The following is a 17,157-nucleotide window of genomic DNA, read 5'->3' on the forward strand; positions in this document are numbered from 1 at the left end:
GAAAACTTAGTGATAAGTCATCCACAGCCTCGCTTTATAATAGTTTTTATTATTTACTTTTGCCGCCGAGGCCGATACGTTCGGCATAATATCCTTGTCGGATAAATAGGATCAGGCCAATGAGTATGATGCCCAGGCTGGTGAGCTGGGCGGATTTTAAGCCAAATAAAAGTGTGCCATAGTCTCCCCTGAGGAATTCGAGGAAAAAGCGGGCGGCTGAATACAAAATCGCATAAAGGATAAAAACCTGGCCTTTGGCATGGTTGGTTGTTCTAAAGAGCAGTAGCAGTACAAAAATAATAACATCGATCTGGCCTTCCCACACTTCAGCCGGCCATAACGGTTTGTCGCCATACACCTGGTAGGCTAAGGTTGTCGGCGGATAAATTATGCCAAAGTTGCCGCCGGTAGGATTGCCAAAAGCATCACCGTTCATTAGATTGGCCATCCTGCCAATAGCTTGTCCCATGATAACCGCTGGAGCGGCAACAATATCGGCAAAAGCCCAGGTGTCGATTTTGTGGATCTTAGTGTAGACGATACCAGCGATAGCCCCCAGCAGGACACCGCCCTGAATGGCCATTCCCCCCTGCCAGACAAAGGGTATCTCCAGCAGGTGGTGTTGGTAGTAATCCCAGTCAAAGAAAAAGACATCCCATAATCTTGCACCGACAATACCGGCTAAGCCACAATAAATTCCAATATCCGGCACATGCTGATGCCAGCGCCCATCCTGCTTGGCAAAAAAATAAGCAGTGCAGGTAGCCAGAATAATACTAAGACTTAAAATGAGCCCGTAAGCCCGGATGGGGAAGTCTCCGATAAAAAAAAGATACTGATGCATAGTGCGGCCTCCATTATAATATTGGTGTTAGTAATTCGCGGATTCTGTATATTCCTTAGTAAGCATATAGTGTATGAGAGGAGATTATTATGCCAAAAAGACTTATCATTTTAGCAGTGGCTGTTATTTGCATGACTGTTGCCATGGGATTTGTCGCCATGCAGCCTGATAGTTTTTCCGGGGCGGAACCCCAGAAACCGCCAGCCGAGACTGGCGTTACAGTAGGCAACGCTCTGCCAGAATTTACATTGCCTGCTTTGGACGGAAGGCAGGTCACAGTTGCCCCGGCCGGACAGATTCTGGTACTCAACTTCTGGGCGACCTGGTGTCCGCCTTGTCGTCAGGAGATGCCGGAATTGGATAAGTTTGCTGAGCAGTATAGTGGCAAGGTTGAATTCCACGCCGTCAACATTCAGGAGCCTGGTGATAAAGTGGCTGCGTTCATGGCTCAGAACAAGTATACCATGAGCGTCTTAAGCGATACAGAGGGGGAGGTGGCAAAGCTCTTTCGTATTAACGCCATTCCTACCACTTTAGTGGTGGATAAGCAAGGGATTATCAAATACCGGAAGTCAGGCCCGGTAACGCTGGCCGAACTGGAAGGAGTGCTGAATGGATTATAGCATCACCCTGATAACGGTTTTCGGGGCGGGATTGATCTCTTTTTTGTCACCCTGTGTGTTACCTATGCTGCCCACCTATACTGCGCTCTTGGCCGGAGGCGGGGCCCAGACCATGGCGGACAATCACTGGCGGTTTTTAGCCAATGCCATTAGTTTTCTCAGCGGTTTTACGCTCATATTCGTGGCTATGGGCGCAACGGCCTCCTATATTGGTGAGCTGTTTTTGGACTATCAGGAGGTTATTCGTAAAATAGGGGCAGTATTCATGATGATCATGGGAATACATGTGCTTGGTATACTGAAGCTGCCTGGCCTTGCCCGCGAATACCGGCCATTTTTACAAAGCACGTTTACCGGCCCGGCAGGGGCGTTTTTCTTAGGGCTGGCGTTTACCGCCGGCTGGACACCTTGTACCGGTCCTATTTTGGCTACCGTGCTTATGTATGCAGGAGCAACGGCCACCGTTAGCCAGGGAGCATTTCTCCTGTTTATTTACGCTATGGGTTTTTGTCTGCCATTTTTGGCCCTGGCGCTGCTGATAAACCGCTATATGAGTAAAATTCAGGGAATCTATAAATGGCTGCCGATTGTTCAGCAAGTGGCTGGCATCATACTCATTGCCGCAGGTCTGTTTATTTACTTTGATTTGATGCAAAAGGGCATAGGCATATTGTGGAACCTATTGGGTTGAACTATATAGTCAGCCGGTTTACATCACAGCAAGGAGGAGCGGCTAAATCAACTGCTTGAGCTGAAACTCCAGCGCATCGCAAGATACAAGATGGTAGGCGGCACCGTTAATTATACCGGTTGCCGCATTTTTTATGGAATCGCTGTGCAGATGACCGTAGATGCAGATCTCTGCTTTGTACTTAGTAATCAGCTGGGCAAAGCCTGTATGGCTCTGGTGGTCATAAAACGGGGGGAAATGCAGCATAAGAATGATGCGGGTAAAGCCCGCATCCCGGGCGGCCTGCAGGGAAGCTTCGACACGCAGCAATTCCCGTTCGAAAATGGGCCGGTCCTTGGCTTTGAACAGCGGGTCTTCGGGGCATGTCCAGCCGCGGCTGCCGCAGATGGCCCATTCGCCGACAGGGGCAAAACTGTTATTAAGAAACTCCAGCTTCCCATCGACGGCTTTGGTTAGTTTGCTTACTGTCTGCCACCAATAATCATGATTGCCGCGTATTATAATTTTTCTCCCAGGCAGACCGGCAATAGCGTGTAAATCGACAAGTGCGTCCGGCAGCTTCATTGCCCAGGAAGTGTCGCCGGCAATCAGAACCACATCGTCATCAGTGACTAGTTCGTGCCAATTTGCTTTAAGTTTTTCCCAATGCCCTTCCCAGTGTGCGCCGAAAATGCTCATCGGCTTAGCCGGAGGTGTTCCTGACAAATGAAGGTCAGCAATAGCAAATATCTTCATAACTAAAAGTATCCTCACCTATATTTCTGGAATATATTTTATCTAATAATGGGGTGAATAGCAATGCCATGAGTAAGAGTGCCATGGCTGCCAACGATCCGGAAACGGCAAGGATGCTGGCAGCAGGTTGCTGCACCGGCGTCTTATAGGGTGAACAGTTCCCGGATTTCAGACTCACTCATCTTGGTCAGGAAATTCTCCCCAGGCTTAATGAGGGTATCAATCATTTCTTTCTTCTGCTGCTGCAGCAGATAAATTTTTTCTTCAATGGTATTTTTCGTAATCAGCTTGTAGACCTGAACCGAATTTTTTTGTCCAATCCGGTAGGCGCGGTCGGTCGCCTGATCTTCGACGGCAGGATTCCACCACGGGTCGTAGTGAATAACCATATCGGCGCCGGTAAGATTGAGGCCGGTGCCGCCGGCTTTGAGTGAAATAAGGAAAATTTCGTTTTCCCCGGCGTTAAAAGCATTTACCAGCCGGAGGCGTTCATCGGCCTTGGTAGCGCCATCCAGATAAAAATAGCTGAGCTGCATGGCGGTAAGTGTTTGTTTAATCAAGGCCAACATCCCGGTAAATTGAGAAAATAGTAAGATCCGGTGTCTGCTGCCGATAGCATCCCTGATTAGTTCCTGCAGCATTTCCAGCTTGCCGCTGCCGGCTTCATAGTTTTCAATAAACAGAGCCGGATGACAGCAAATTTGTCTAAGCCTGGTCAGCAGGGAGAGAATTTTAATCTGGCTTTTTTCAAAGCCGTTGGCGCTGACTTCGGCTTCGAACTCTGATTTGGCCTTTAAGAGCCAGGCGGCATACAGCTTGGTTTGTTCTGGGGTCATTTCGCTGACCATCTTAGTCTCGACCTTTTCCGGCAGTTCTTTAAGAACTGCTTTTTTCATGCGCCGCATAATAAAGGGTTTGATGTGCCGCCCCAGTTCTGCTAACGCTCTCTTGTCGCCATTTTTAACAATGGGAATTTCAAACCGGCTGGTAAACGTTTTGTGTGAGCGCAAATAACCGGGCATCAGGAAATCAAAAATCGACCACAGCTCGGTTAAGGTGTTTTCAATCGGGGTGCCGGTAAGGGCAAAATAACTGCCGGCCTTAATCTGCTTAACTGATTTGGCATTTAGCGTGTTGGGATTTTTAATATGCTGGGCTTCATCCAGGAAACAGTATTTAAAAGCAGTTTTTTGATAAAATGTTACGTCACGGCGAATCAGGCCATAGGAGGTTATGACCAGATCGGCATTACCGATATCCTGGAGCTGTTCTACCCGTTCATCAGGCTGACCGGAGATAACAACTGCATTTAGGCTGGGCGCAAACTTGAACACTTCTTCCTGCCAGTTGTAGACAAGTGAGGTAGGAGCGATGACCAGTGACGGCGCTTGACAGTTAGCCTTTTCTGAAAGGACAAAAGCAATTACCTGCAGGGTTTTTCCCAGCCCCATATCATCGGCTAAGATACCGCCTAACCCGTAATTGGCAAGAGATTTGAGCCATTTAAAGCCAGTTTTTTGATAATCTCTGAGTTTGCCTTGGATGCCTTGCGGAATAACGCATTCGCTATCCTGCGGTTCGCGGATGTCTTGTACCATGCGTTTAAAGGTACTGCTGCGTTCCATGGTAAAGTCCGGTGACTCCCTTGCCAGGCTGTCAAGATACAGGGCGCGGTATTTGGGCAGTTCTACCACTTGTTTCTCAATGTCAGACGGGCGCAGGCCCAGTGCGTCGATCAGCCTGGCTGCTGTTTGAAATTCGGTGGAATCAAGCGGAATGAATGCACCATTTGGCAGACGGTGATAGCGCTTTTTCAATTTATATGCGGCTAATAATTCGATTAATTCTTTAGCAGAGATATCGTCCAGCTGCAGTGAAAACTCCAGCATGTCGGTATGGGTATTCAGTCTTACACCGGCGGCAATCCTGGCGGCAGGCTGAATCTTGATATGGTGAAACGCATCAGCATAAAATATTTCGGCAATATCCTGCAGCTTCGGCAAACCTTGCTGCAGAAACGTATAGGCAGCATCTTCGTCAGGCAAAACCAGGCTGCCATTTTCCCAAACAAAACCGTGCTGCTGAAAAACACCCAACAGCTCCCGTTCTTGCGCTGTAGACCGCAACAGCCATTTTTCCTCCGGGGCAGAAGGAACTGCGTTGGTGTCGGCAGCCGGGTTGATGATCACAGTACCATAGCAAAACTCGATTTTGGCGCTGATCCCTTCCGCGAATTTATCCAGATACACTTGTTTTACCAAAGGTTCTTTGTGGAATTTGCTGTAAACAGTGGCATCTACCTTTACTGAAGCAATAGTTTCCAACACCGGTAGGGTACCTGACACAAAATCAGACACTGTTATTGCCGGAATAGCTATTTCGGCTTTTCTGGTTTCGTATAAGCACTCAAGCAGCCGTTTAACGTAGCCGGCAAATACCGCATCGGTATGATAGATAGTGTTGTTATGGTAAATGTAGCGGTAATCGGTATCAAGTCCGTAAAATACTTCATCTTTGGTCGCCATAGACAAGCGTAAACCGTCTTCAGTGGCTTCAACTGCAAGCTGTATTGGCGGTCTGCCTTTTTGCACAGTAAGCTTAGCCGGTGTTTGACCGTTAATTATGGCAGTAAAAGGCTGAGAGTGCATAATCTCGAAGAAGCGCATAAGATAGGTATTGGTTAGTTTAAAATGCCTGGCTTCACTAAAAGCAGAGTTGGCAGATGACCCGGAAAACGAATGATAATTCCATAAGGCTCGCTGAGTTTCTTCGTCGTAAGCATTTTTCAGCAGCTGCAGCAGAGCGGCTGAAGGTTCATCAAAGACAGCTTCGCCGGGATGTAAGGTAAAGTTTTTACCAAAGACAAACTCTTGCTTAGTATCCATAGCGGTGATGAGTTGTGGAATATTCTTCACAACATACATCCGGTCAGTGCCAATGGTAAAATCCAGCCGACTTAGTTTTTGGTCAGGATACCAGTGAAAGCTATAGGTGGGGATAAGCTTTAACCGCGAGGCTGAGTAGGGCTTGTCCACTCGGGCTTCAAGCCCGGTATTCTGAAAAAAATCCAGCATTGCTTTGGTTGTACGCGTTATTGGGACATAGCTGGCTGTAGTGAAATAGGTATCCCAATTCTGCTGGATGGCCTTCAACACAGCGACAATATGCTTGCAAGCGCCATGATATCTGAAAAAAGCCGGACAATCGCAGTGATATTGTTCAATCTTTTGTGCCGGGGTAAATGTCACAGCTATTCTATACAGGTCGTTTCCCAGCACTTTGGCTTCAAAGGTGCTGTCAGAGGCTGAGAAGTGCAAAGTTTTGACACAGCTATTGCGATAATAGTGCAATCCTCTGGTATATGAAGCATCAATATCCGCTTCGTGCCGAATCTGTTCATCTGTTAGCATAACGACTCCTTCGGGCTATCTTTAATGGTTCAATAGTAGATAATTATTCTCTGGTCTCTGAAAATCCTGCATTGCTATTCCCCCGGCTTGACCGGTTGCATAAATTATATTGACGGCGTATTAAAAAAATAATGAAAAGTGGGGTTGAAATATGATTTACCGGAACCCAGGAAGTTATTTTCGAACCCTAGTGACCGGATGTGATACTAAAGTCACATTGGCAAATGGCCGGCAGGTTACGGCGATCAATTTTGATAATGCAGCCACCACGCCGCCGTTAAGCCCGGTAATAAAAGCAATTTCCCGGTTTGCTCCCTGGTATGCTTCGGTTCATCGGGGCAGAGGTTATAAATCGATTCTGACTTCCGAGCTTTATGACCGTGGGCGGGAAGTTGTCAGGCATTTTGTTAAGGCTGATCCAGGTGATGTCATTATTTTTACCAAAAATACCACCGAATCTATCAATATACTGGCCTATGCCCTGGCAGCAGGCGGCAAAGAGCAGGTCGTGTTATCAACAGATATGGAACATTTAGCCAATGACATGCCTTGGCGGGATAAATTCACTGTCGACTATGTAGGCTTAACCAAATCAGGCAGATTGTCATTAGAAGACCTGGAAACCAAGCTGCGGACCTATCGGGGAAAAGTAAGCCTGGTAGCTGTTACCGGTGCTTCTAATGTTACCGGCTATATCAATCCTATTCCTAAAATTGCCAGATTGGCCCATAAATACGGGGCCAGGATTTTTGTTGATGGTGCCCAATGGGTTCCGCATGCTCCGGTGAACATGAAACCGCAGCATTCGCCCGAACATATTGATTTTCTGGCTTTTTCAGCCCATAAAATGTATGCGCCGTTTGGCACCGGCGTGTTGATTGGGCCGAAGAAATGCTTTGAACAGGCTGTTCCCGTGTATCAGGGGGGAGGAGCAGTTGGCCTGGTTTCACAGCAACATATTGAGTGGGATGACCCACCGGCAAAATATGAAGCTGGCACTCCCAATATGATGGGGGTGCTGGCGCTGATTACCGCCATAGAAGCACTGTCCCGTCTGTCTATTACTGAAATCCATAATTACGAACAGGCACTTATTGAGTATGCTATCGACAGCTTGGCAGAGATTCCCGGTGTTACTTTATACAGTTGCCAGGAAAGAAGAGAGGAGCGGGTAAGCCTGATATCTTTCAGTCTGGAAGGCTTGCACCATAGTCAGGTTGCCGAACTTTTGTCCCAGGAAGCCGGAATTGCCATTCGCAGCGGCTTATTCTGCGCCCACCCCTATGTCGAAAAGCTGCTGAACTTGAATGAAGCGGAAATCAAATACTATCAAACCCATGATGATAAAAGGATACCCGGTTTAGCCCGGATTAGTTTCGGTATATATAATAACTTTGAGGAAATAGATATATTTTACACCCTATTGGCTCATGCCGCCAAGCACAGGAACCACTATGCACGCAAATATGCCTATGTATTGTCACCCGGGCGCTGCAACGGCAGTGAAAAAGATGCTTATCCCTATTGCTAGGAACAAACTAAAACCACCCGGATTCCGATTTGGTTTCAAGGTGGTTTTGGTTGTTTCCCCGTTACTTCTGACTTGTCCGTAAGTGCCGGTTATGTATGGGTTTGGGAATTTTGAGAACTTACCCATTCTTCTAATCTTTTCAAAACGTCCTGACGCGCTAACTCGCATTCCTGCCCCCGCCACTCCTGACCTGTTTCGCTGTCAAACCATAAATCTTTTTGGGAAAAGGTTCCGGTGGGATAGAATTTCTCTTTGGCGGCATCTAAGACACCGTCAAGCATACTTTGGGTAATGGATTTTCTGATCATGCGGCAACCGGCTTTTTCCGTGCAGGCAACCTCAATACCGTCTGGTCCGGTACTAAGTTCAACATGGGAGAGTAGCTTGCCCTGCTGGCTGGCAGCGGCAATCGCCTGTTTGCCATAAGCGGCGGCCTGCTCCCGCTTAATACTGTCATCATTTACGGTCACTCTGACATTGCCGATAATAAGCTTATACATGACGCACCTCCTTATGAACAGTGTATGAAGGTTTGACTGAGATAGAACAGTTTTCACCATCTATCCCTAAGTTGACTTTTGTTTTCATTTGCCTGCCGGTACTCCAGAGCTGGCTTGATGGACAGCCGCTCCTGTAGCTTAGTAGTCCACCAAGCCTAAATCCATGGTGTTCTTGTCGCGATATTTTCCGCCCAACTTCGTTGTCGTCACCTTACATATGTCCGATATGCGCGGCTCCTCCGCCTTGCTGGACGAAAAATCTCGCGCAATTCATCCTATAGCTTTAGACTTGGCAGACTACTAGGCCCGCTGCCGCAGTCTTTGGGCAGCAATCCTGCCGTCTTGAATTTCCAGCACCATGTCTACATCCCGGATGGTGTTTAAACGGTGAGCGATAATAAACGTGGTCCGGCCCTGCATAATGGTCTTCAACGCAGCCTGGATATACCCTTCTGTCCGGGTATCAATGCTGCTGGTGGCTTCATCTAATACCAAGATGGAGGGGTCGGCCAGGATAACCCGGGCAATGGCTAACAATTGCCGCTGTCCCTGACTTAAGTTACTGCCGTTTTCCGTCAGTTCGGTTTCATACCCCAGTGGGAAGCGCTCAATAAACCCGGCCGCATTGGCTTTGGCGGCTGCGGCCGCCACATCCGTATCGGATGCCTCCGGCCGGCCATAACGGATGTTATCCCGGATTGTCCCAGAGAACAGGTAGGTGTCCTGCAGGACAATGCCGAACGTGCTGCGCACACTGTCGCGGGTATAGTCGCGGATATCCCGCCCGTCAATGTAAATGGTTCCGCCGGTAACGTCATAAAAACGGGTTAACAGATTGACGATGGTCGTCTTGCCGGCGCCAGTCGGGCCGATAAGGGCAATGCTGCTGCCGGCAACGGCTGTAAAACTAATAGCATGCAAAATTGGCCGGTCCGGCCGGTAGCCAAAGGAAACCCTGTCAAAGATCACTTCGCCCCGTGGCTTATGCAGCACTGCCGCCCCTGGCGGATCGGGCGGCTCTTCGGCAGTATCCAGCAGCTCTATGACCCGTTCGGCACCGGCGACCCCTGACTGGAGTGTATTAAAGGTATTACCCAAGTCGTTGAGTGGCCGGACAAACTGACGGGAATACCCGAGGAAGCTGGCGATGACGCCGACGGTAATCCCCTGATTGACGGCCAGAATACCGCCGACGATGGCAATGGCGGCAAAGCCTATATTGTTGATGACATTCATAATCGGCATTAAAAATCCTGACCAGATTTGTGCTTTAAGCCCCACCTGACAGAGCTGGTCATTGATCAGGTTGAATTCGGTAATGGCTTTTGCCTCATGATTATAGGCCCTAATCACTTCAATCCCGCTGATAGTTTCTTCAGCATGAGCATTGAGACGGCCTAACTGATCCTGCTGTTCCTTAAACAGCTGTCCGGTCCGCCGGGAAATTGCCTTGGTCAGCAAAACCAACAGCGGCACCGTAATCATAGCAGCCAGTGTCAGGAGCGGACTCAGCCACAGCATCATGACCAATGAACCCACAATTGCGATCGAGCCGCCCATTATCTGGCTGGCCGCTTGCGAAACCGTTGTACTTACAATATCAATGTCATTGGTAAAACGGCTCATGACATCACCGTGGCCACGGGTATCGATATATACCAGCGGAACCTTCTGCAGCTTGGTAAACAGTTCCCGGCGCAGGACCGCCACCAGCCGCTGAGATACGCCCACAATCAACCAGCCCTCGCCGGCAGACAGTGCAGCCGTGCTCAGATACACAGTCAGCAGCATAAAGATGAGCTGCTCCAGCCGGGCGGAAGAACCTCCCTGCCCGTAGGCTGTCACCGCATCCACTGCCACACCGACCAGATAGGGGCCGGCCAGCGCCAGCGCCCCTTCCAGCAGTACCATGCCAAAGATAACGCTTAGTTGTTCTTTCTCCCGCCCAAGATAGCACCACAACCGGCCAAGTGTTGACCAAAAATGCTGCGGCTTGGTCACTGCTTGCTGTTTGCTCCGGCCCAAACCCTTGCCGCCGCGCAAAAATCCCCGGTAAGATCCGGAGCCGGAATTTTCCCGCCGGTCCTGCTCTGCCATCAGCAACCGCCTAACTGCGACTGGCAAATTTCCCGGTATACCGCGCAACTTGCCAGCAACTTTTCATGTTGTCCCAGTCCGACCAGTTTTCCTTCATCCAGAACTGCAATTTTATCGGCTGTCATAATAGAAGAAATCCGCTGGGCGATAATAAAACAGGTCAGCCCGGCCGCATAGGCCGCTAAAGCCTGTCTAATCCGGGCCTCGGTAGCAACATCTACCGCACTGGTGGCATCGTCGAGAATCAAAATGGCTGGCTTGCGCACCAGTGCCCGGGCAATGGCCAGCCGCTGTTTCTGCCCGCCGGATAAATTGACGCCTCCCTGCCCAATCCGGGTTTCATAGCCTTCCGGGAAATCCATGACAAAGTCATGGGCCTGGGCCATGCGGGCGGCAGTTTCTATTTCGGCCGACGTTGCCCCCTCTTTGCCCCAGCGGATATTGTCCAGAATCGTGCCGGAAAATAGCAAGGCCTTTTGCGGCACAAAGGCTATCCTATCCCGCAGCAGCCGGGGATTTAGCCGGTGGATATCGAGGCCGTCCAGCTTCACAGTGCCGGCTGCAGGTTCATACAGTCTTGGAATCAACTGCACCAGCGTGCTTTTTCCTGCACCGGTCGGCCCGATAATGCCGACGGTTTCTCCCGGCAGGCAGGTCAGCGAAATATTATCCAGTGCCAGCGTTCCATCATAGGCAAAAGAGACCTGTTCGAAGTCAATCCTGCCCCGGAAGGAAAGAGGCGCCGGGTCGGCTGCCAGTTCCTCCGTCCCGTCTGCCTGGACATTCAGCACTTCTTCGATCCGGCGGGCCGATACCCGGGCCCGGACAAATACGTTGAATACCAGCGCAATAATGACCAGTGCAAATAATATTTGGGTCATGTAATTTATAAAAGCAATAATATGGCCGACCTGCATCTCGCCGCTTTTCACCCCGCGGCCGCCCAGCCAGAGGACGGCGACCACTCCCAGATTCATCGTCAGGGCAATGCTTGGTCCGAAAACTGCCATCCGGCGCAGCGCAGTCTCCGACCGCTCCCGGAAATAGGTATTAACAGTCGCAAACTTGGTTTGTTCATAACTAAACCGGTTAAAGGCCCTTACCACCCGGACCCCGGACACTGTCTCCCGTACTGTCCGGTTCATTTGATCAAGGGCGGACTGCACCGCCAGAAACATGGGATACCCGATTTTCATATTAATGGCAATCAGCAAGCCCACCACCGGCACAACGCCGGCCAGCACCACGCTCAGGCGAGGGTTTAGACTGACTGCCATAATCAGGCCACCAATGCAAAGAATAGGTGCTTTCAGCGAAATGCGCATCATGCCGTTTACCAGCGACTGAATCTGGGTTACGTCATTGGTCAGCCGGGTTATCAGGGCTGCCCGGTCAAATTTGTCAACCATGGTAAACGGCAGGGTCTGAATTTTTTCATAGACCTGGCTGCGCAGTTCGGTGCCCACCCGCTGGGATACTGTACTGGAAATGATATTGCGGGCGGTTGCCGCCAAAGCGCCTGCCGCCGTCACCAGCAGCATGATGCCGCCCTGCTGCAGTACATAATCCAGATCCCGGTTGGCCACACCAATATCAATAATACTGGCCATAATGGTCGGCTGCAGCAAATCGCATACCGCCTCCAGCGCGACAAACAAGGCCGCTCCGCTAAAATGCAGCCGGTATCTTTGCCAGTAACCTTGCCAATGCTTCATACCCATACCCCTTCGAAAACGTCTCACCGTATAATTATACCATATAGATGTTGGCTGCAAAATTTACTGCGGTCGCGGAGCCAGCCAACCATCTGCTAAAAACAGCTGCTTGCGTTTATAGTCTGCTGCACATGGTGCTATTTATGTCAAACAGGGGCCGAGGTGCCATCAACCCGACTTATGACGGTGCGGTCATTTCTGTCGTACTGGTAGAAATACTTCCGCCTATTAGAGCCGGCTCAGCCGACACCCATGTACTGCTGGTTATCATCAATCCCGGCGTTGATCCGCGGCTATGTGCCGTGGACAAGTTTAATTGACCGGAGCGGCACAAAGACCCATTTATCCATAAGTTGACTTTTGCAAATTATTACTATATAATTGAGAATGCAAATCTTAAGAGGCAGAATAGTAAATGATAGCTGCGGTTCAGAAAGTTGGCGGTCGCTGTGAGCCAATCTGTACTATTATTGAACTCGCTGCTGAAGAGCGACTGTGAACGTGTGTAGTGGTCGACGCGAGGCTGGCGTTATTGGCAAATGAGTGGATGACAATTGTCATCAAACAGGGTGGTACCGCGAGAAGCCTCGTCCCTGGCGTTAGCCACGGGATTTTTTTATATTCTACGGGTATAGAAATTAATCGGCTTCTCTTACGCTAAAGCTTAGTGTAAGCTATAGTTTATTATCTTATCTGTCCAAGGGGGATTTACTCGATGAATGAAAAATACATGCCAGGCGAGATTGAGGCCAAATGGCAAAAACTCTGGGCTGAAAGCAATGCTTTCTGCACAACTATTAACCGCCAGCGACCAGAATATTATGTTTTGGAGATGTTTCCCTATCCATCAGGAAATTTGCACATGGGCCATGTACGTAATTATTCGATTGGTGATGTTGTCGCCAGATTCAAAGTCATGCAAGGCTACAATGTGCTGCATCCTATGGGGTGGGATGCTTTTGGCATGCCTGCCGAAAACGCCGCTATTAAGCATGGCATTCATCCTTCGTCCTGGACTAAGGATAATATTGCTAACATGCGCCGCCAGCAGCAAGAGCTGGGGTTGTCTTATGACTGGGACCGCGAAGTAGCCACCTGCCATCCGAATTATTATCATTGGACTCAGTGGCTGTTCTTGTTGTTTTTTGAACGTGGATTAGCGTATAAAAAGAAAGCGGCAGTAAACTGGTGTAATGACTGTAATACCGTACTGGCCAATGAGCAGGTGGTTGACGGACGCTGCTGGCGCTGTGACTCTGATGTTGTTAAAAAAGACCTCGAACAATGGTTTTTAAAGATAACAGAGTATGCTGACCGGCTTTTAGACGATTTGCCTGAGCTTAAAGGCTGGCCTGAACGGGTTAAGACTATGCAGGAAAACTGGATTGGCCGTAGTGAAGGCGCTGAATTCAGTTTTGCCGTGCCTGAAATAAATGATAAGATTGCCGTGTACACCACCCGTCATGATACGGTTTTTGGTGTCAGCTATATTGTACTGGCACCGGAGCATGCGCTGGTGGACAAGCTTGTTACCGGCAAACCGGAGGAAGCGGCTGTCAGAGCCTTTATCGAGAAGGTTAGAGGACAAAGTGAAATTGCCCGCACGTCCACTGAGACGGAAAAAGAGGGCATCTTTACCGGGGCGTATGCTCTTCACCCGTTTACCGGTGAGCAGGTGCCTATCTGGATAGCCAACTATGTATTGGCAGAATACGGTACCGGTGCAGTTATGGGTGTACCGGCTCATGACCAGCGTGACTGGGAATTTGCCAATAAGTATGATTTGCCGAAAAAGCTGGTAGTTCAGCCGGCTGACCAAGCGCTAGACCTTAATGATATGACTGGCGCGTATGATGGCCAGGGTATTATGGTTAATTCAGGCGAATTCAGTGGTCTGGATAACGAAGCCGGCAAGGTCAAAATTGCGCAATGGTTCGAAACACAAGGCATTGGCAAGCGGCGGATTAACTATCGTCTGCGTGATTGGCTCATTTCCCGTCAGCGTTATTGGGGCGCACCGATTCCTGTCATCTATTGCCCTGATTGTGGTACAGTACCTGTTCCCAAAGAACAATTACCGGTTTTATTGCCTGAAAACGTTGATTTTACCAGCGGCTCGGTATCGCCACTGGCTAAAGCCGAGGAGTTTATCAACTGTACTTGTCCGAAATGCGGTGGCAAGGCGCGGCGGGAAACAGATACTATGGATACCTTTATCTGCTCCTCCTGGTATTACTTCCGGTATACCAGCCCGCATAGTGCGGACGAGCCCTTTGATCCTGATAAAGCCAACTATTGGATGCCTGTTGATCAATATATCGGTGGCATAGAACACGCCATTTTGCACCTTCTGTATTCACGGTTTTTTACCAAAGTATTAAAAGATGCCGGCCTGGTTAATGTCAATGAGCCGTTTAAGAACCTGTTAACCCAAGGGATGGTTATCAAAGACGGTGCCAAAATGTCCAAGTCCAAAGGCAATGTTGTTTCGCCGGAAGAGATTATTGGCAAGTACGGCGCCGATACCGCCAGATTGTTTATCTTATTTGCGGCACCCCCGGAACGGGATTTGGAATGGAGTGACCAGGGCGTTGAGGGTGCATACCGTTTCTTAGGACGTCTGTGGCGGATTATCGGTCATTATGGACCGTATATCCAGGCAGAGACGGCAAGCTATGATCCAAGCCAACTGACTAAAGCAGAAAAAGAACTTCGCCGCATTCTGCACATAACCATCAAACGGGTAACCGAGGACATCGGTCAGCGGTTTAACTTTAATACAGCCATCAGTGCGATTATGGAACTGGTTAATGCGATGTATGCCCTAAAAGAGCAAGGTATAACACCCAACGCTGCTTTGTTGCGGGAGGTAGTCGCAAGTCTGCTGAAAATGCTTGCTCCGTTCGCTCCTCATGTCACCGAAGAATTATGGCTGGAGACCATTGCCGACGGCAGTGTTCATAAGCAATTCTGGCCGACATTTGATGCGTCTGCCCTGGAAGTCGAAGAAGTCGAGATTGTTCTTCAGATTAACGGCAAAGTCCGCGATAAAGTGGTTGTCGCAGCAGGCCTCAGTGCAAAAGAACTGGAAAGGACAGCGCTTGAGCAGGAAAGAGTCCGTGAGCTTATTGCCGGTAAAGAGGTTGTCAGAGTAATATCTGTGCCGCAGAAACTGGTTAATATTGTTGTGAAATAGAGATAATAAGTCCATTAGTAAGGAGGCGGGAAAATGAGTATAATTACCATTACAAACGCGGTTGAATTTAATGACAATGTCATTAAAGCCGACAAACCGGTGCTTGTCGACTTTTGGGCGCCCTGGTGTGGTCCTTGCAAAATGGTGGGACCGGAAGTGGAGGCTGTGGCCAAAAACTTCGAAGGCCGGGCAGATGTGGCTAAGATTAATGTGGATGAGCAACAGGAACTGGCCAGCCAATACAATGTTATGAGTATTCCTACGCTGGTATTCTTTAAAGGCGGCAGGGAAGTCGCCAGGATTACCGGCTATCGTCCGAAAAAAGATATTGGTGATGCTTTGGAAAAGCTGTTTTAAAACCACAACTCCCGGGTACTATATGGTATCCGGGAGTTGTACTATATAAAATCCAATACAGATTTTCCTCTACAGCAGGTTGTTAGTTATGTTCCGACGCAGGCACTTAACCTGCGCTCTTACCAACAACCTACTGTAAATCCTTATGGGATACTATATATTCCCCGTCAACTATAGGGCTTGTTTACAATTATCGGAAAAGTTTGTAAGGCCAGCAGGGAACTTTTCGCCGTATGTCGAAATTATTATAAAACTTAAAATCGAAGGAGAAATAATACAAGATGATAGGTTGCACCAAATTGCTTTGCGGCACGGCGACTGTGTCCGACATCGTAAAATATGGTCGTAGTTCCCGCCACTTGCCGCCCCAGATGCTTCAATTTTCCTCAGACGCAACACCCATTGTCGTATGGAATTCGACCAACCGCTGTAATCTCAATTGCCAGCACTGTTATATCTGTGCTGAAGACCGTGATTATGCAGGTGAGTTTACTACTGCTGAAGCCAAGAGTTTTATTGATGACCTGGCAGGCATGAAAGTGCCTGTATTACTGTTTTCCGGCGGTGAACCACTTGTCCGCCAGGATTTGTTTGAACTGGGGGCTTATACCCTTGAGAAGGGCATTCGCCCGGTTATTTCAACAAATGGCACGCTCATTACCCCGCAGATGGCCAAACGTATTAAAGATACCGGCTTCCAGTATGTTGGCGTTAGTGTTGACGGCAATGAAGAAGTCCACGACTATTTCCGGGGGAAAAAAGGGGCCTTTAAAGAAACTCTTGCCGGCATCCGCAACTCTATTGCTGCCGGTAATAAAACAGGGATCCGTTTTACTGTTAACAAGCTGAATTATCATACATTGCCCGATATTTTAGATATTGTTGAACAAGAGAAGATTCCTCGTTTCTGTATGTATCATCTGGTATATGCCGGACGAGGCAAGGAAATGGCTGAACTTGATACCACTGCTGAACAGAAACGCCAGACAATTGAATATTTAATTGAACGGACACTGGATTTTCACAAGCGTGGCGTGGAAGTTGAAATTCTTACCACCGATAATCATGCCGACGGCATCTACATTCTGCAACATTTTGAGCGTACTCAGCCGGAACGGGTACCCGAAATTAAAGAGCTTTTGGGTATGCATGGCGGCTGTTCGGCCGGACAGAAAATGGCCAATGTTGATCCCCAGGGTGATGTTCATGCCTGTCAGTTCTGGGGCCATAAATCGCTTGGCAATGTTCGCACACAATCATTCAGTCAAATCTGGCACAATGCACAAGATGAATTTTTGTGCAAGCTGCGTGATAAACAAAGCCATGTCACCGGTCGCTGTGGCGAGTGCCGCTACAAAAGTTTCTGTGGTGGCTGCCGGATAAGGGCAGAGGCAGTATCGGGTGATATGTGGAGCGAAGATCCGGCGTGCTATCTTACTGATTACAAGGAGTAACTGC

Annotated in this window: 13 protein-coding genes and 1 other annotated feature; of the genes, 7 read left to right on the forward strand and 6 right to left on the reverse strand. The window is 48.9% G+C overall.

Annotated elements, in window-relative coordinates; translation table 11 throughout:
- Nucleotides 1-49 precede the first annotated feature (49 nt).
- The gene (gene lgt / locus SPSPH_RS07555) at nt 50-844 is read right to left on the reverse strand and encodes a prolipoprotein diacylglyceryl transferase (RefSeq protein ID WP_075754692.1); all 795 of its coding nucleotides are present in this window, start codon (nt 842-844) and stop codon (nt 50-52) included.
- A gap of 89 nt (nt 845-933) precedes the next feature.
- On the opposite strand from lgt, the gene SPSPH_RS07560 reads away from it, so the two are divergent.
- Together SPSPH_RS07560 and SPSPH_RS07565 are read left to right on the forward strand one after the other, a co-directional pair.
- Entirely contained in the window at nt 934-1,467 is a 534-nt protein-coding gene (locus SPSPH_RS07560) for a TlpA family protein disulfide reductase (protein ID WP_075754694.1), read from the forward strand.
- Entirely contained in the window at nt 1,457-2,158 is a 702-nt protein-coding gene (locus SPSPH_RS07565) for a cytochrome c biogenesis CcdA family protein (protein ID WP_075754696.1), read from the forward strand. Before SPSPH_RS07560 ends, SPSPH_RS07565 begins: the two co-directional genes overlap by 11 nt.
- Nucleotides 2,159-2,200: 42 nt before the next feature.
- Here the strand turns inward: SPSPH_RS07565 and SPSPH_RS07570 are convergent, their stop codons facing one another.
- On the reverse strand, nt 2,201-2,893 hold the full coding sequence (locus SPSPH_RS07570; RefSeq protein ID WP_075754698.1) for a metallophosphoesterase: 693 nt from the start codon (nt 2,891-2,893) through the stop codon (nt 2,201-2,203).
- 143 nt (nt 2,894-3,036) lie between these two features.
- Complete coding sequence (locus SPSPH_RS07575) at nt 3,037-6,303, reverse strand: DEAD/DEAH box helicase (RefSeq protein WP_075754700.1); 3,267 nt, start codon at nt 6,301-6,303, stop codon at nt 3,037-3,039.
- Nucleotides 6,304-6,454: 151 nt separating this feature from the next.
- On the opposite strand from SPSPH_RS07575, the gene SPSPH_RS07580 reads away from it, so the two are divergent.
- Nucleotides 6,455-7,834 (forward strand): aminotransferase class V-fold PLP-dependent enzyme, encoded by a 1,380-nt coding sequence (locus SPSPH_RS07580; RefSeq protein ID WP_083945446.1) that lies wholly within the window; start codon nt 6,455-6,457, stop codon nt 7,832-7,834.
- Between the two features lie 89 nt (nt 7,835-7,923).
- Here SPSPH_RS07580 and SPSPH_RS07585 read toward each other — a convergent pair whose 3' ends face one another.
- The 3 genes from SPSPH_RS07585 to SPSPH_RS07595 all read right to left on the reverse strand — a co-directional run bounded on the left by SPSPH_RS07585 (nt 7,924) and on the right by SPSPH_RS07595 (nt 12,146).
- Nucleotides 7,924-8,334, reverse strand: a complete 411-nt coding sequence (locus tag SPSPH_RS07585; RefSeq protein ID WP_075754702.1) for a hypothetical protein — start codon at nt 8,332-8,334, stop codon at nt 7,924-7,926.
- Between the two features lie 300 nt (nt 8,335-8,634).
- Nucleotides 8,635-10,431 (reverse strand): ABC transporter ATP-binding protein, encoded by a 1,797-nt coding sequence (locus tag SPSPH_RS07590; RefSeq protein WP_075754704.1) that lies wholly within the window; start codon nt 10,429-10,431, stop codon nt 8,635-8,637.
- Nucleotides 10,431-12,146: an ABC transporter ATP-binding protein gene (locus SPSPH_RS07595; RefSeq protein ID WP_075754706.1), complete on the reverse strand. Its 1,716-nt coding sequence runs from the start codon at nt 12,144-12,146 to the stop codon at nt 10,431-10,433. Before SPSPH_RS07595 ends, SPSPH_RS07590 begins: the two co-directional genes overlap by 1 nt.
- Nucleotides 12,147-12,289: 143 nt before the next feature.
- Between SPSPH_RS07595 and SPSPH_RS07600 the strand changes: the two genes are divergently transcribed.
- From SPSPH_RS07600 to SPSPH_RS07615, 4 genes are all read left to right on the forward strand, one after another.
- The gene (locus SPSPH_RS07600; protein ID WP_158027054.1) at nt 12,290-12,466 is read left to right on the forward strand and encodes a hypothetical protein; all 177 of its coding nucleotides are present in this window, start codon (nt 12,290-12,292) and stop codon (nt 12,464-12,466) included.
- 69 nt (nt 12,467-12,535) lie between these two features.
- Nucleotides 12,536-12,744 (forward strand) — a binding site (T-box leader).
- 117 nt (nt 12,745-12,861) lie between these two features.
- Nucleotides 12,862-15,342 (forward strand): leucine--tRNA ligase, encoded by a 2,481-nt coding sequence (leuS, locus tag SPSPH_RS07605; protein WP_075754711.1) that lies wholly within the window; start codon nt 12,862-12,864, stop codon nt 15,340-15,342.
- Nucleotides 15,343-15,375: 33 nt separating this feature from the next.
- Nucleotides 15,376-15,699, forward strand: a complete 324-nt coding sequence (trxA, locus tag SPSPH_RS07610) for a thioredoxin (protein WP_075754713.1) — start codon at nt 15,376-15,378, stop codon at nt 15,697-15,699.
- Between the two features lie 281 nt (nt 15,700-15,980).
- Entirely contained in the window at nt 15,981-17,153 is a 1,173-nt protein-coding gene (locus SPSPH_RS07615; RefSeq protein WP_075754715.1) for a radical SAM/SPASM domain-containing protein, read from the forward strand.
- The last annotated feature ends 4 nt before the right edge of the window (nt 17,154-17,157 follow it).

This window comes from Sporomusa sphaeroides DSM 2875, assembly GCF_001941975.2.
Taxonomy (GTDB): domain Bacteria; phylum Bacillota; class Negativicutes; order Sporomusales; family Sporomusaceae; genus Sporomusa; species Sporomusa sphaeroides.

Excerpts from the sequence above, each read along its gene's own strand:
- lgt (WP_075754692.1), bottom strand. The coding sequence starts at position 844 with ATGCATCAGTATCTTTTTTTTATCGGAGACTTCCCCATCCGGGCTTAC.
- SPSPH_RS07560 (WP_075754694.1), top strand. The coding sequence starts at position 934 with ATGCCAAAAAGACTTATCATTTTAGCAGTGGCTGTTATTTGCATGACT.
- SPSPH_RS07565 (WP_075754696.1), top strand. The coding sequence starts at position 1,457 with ATGGATTATAGCATCACCCTGATAACGGTTTTCGGGGCGGGATTGATC.
- SPSPH_RS07570 (WP_075754698.1), bottom strand. The coding sequence starts at position 2,893 with ATGAAGATATTTGCTATTGCTGACCTTCATTTGTCAGGAACACCTCCG.
- SPSPH_RS07575 (WP_075754700.1), bottom strand. The coding sequence starts at position 6,303 with ATGCTAACAGATGAACAGATTCGGCACGAAGCGGATATTGATGCTTCA.
- SPSPH_RS07580 (WP_083945446.1), top strand. The coding sequence starts at position 6,455 with ATGATTTACCGGAACCCAGGAAGTTATTTTCGAACCCTAGTGACCGGA.
- SPSPH_RS07585 (WP_075754702.1), bottom strand. The coding sequence starts at position 8,334 with ATGTATAAGCTTATTATCGGCAATGTCAGAGTGACCGTAAATGATGAC.
- SPSPH_RS07590 (WP_075754704.1), bottom strand. The coding sequence starts at position 10,431 with ATGGCAGAGCAGGACCGGCGGGAAAATTCCGGCTCCGGATCTTACCGG.
- SPSPH_RS07595 (WP_075754706.1), bottom strand. The coding sequence starts at position 12,146 with ATGAAGCATTGGCAAGGTTACTGGCAAAGATACCGGCTGCATTTTAGC.
- SPSPH_RS07600 (WP_158027054.1), top strand. The coding sequence starts at position 12,290 with ATGTCAAACAGGGGCCGAGGTGCCATCAACCCGACTTATGACGGTGCG.
- leuS (WP_075754711.1), top strand. The coding sequence starts at position 12,862 with ATGAATGAAAAATACATGCCAGGCGAGATTGAGGCCAAATGGCAAAAA.
- trxA (WP_075754713.1), top strand. The coding sequence starts at position 15,376 with ATGAGTATAATTACCATTACAAACGCGGTTGAATTTAATGACAATGTC.
- SPSPH_RS07615 (WP_075754715.1), top strand. The coding sequence starts at position 15,981 with ATGATAGGTTGCACCAAATTGCTTTGCGGCACGGCGACTGTGTCCGAC.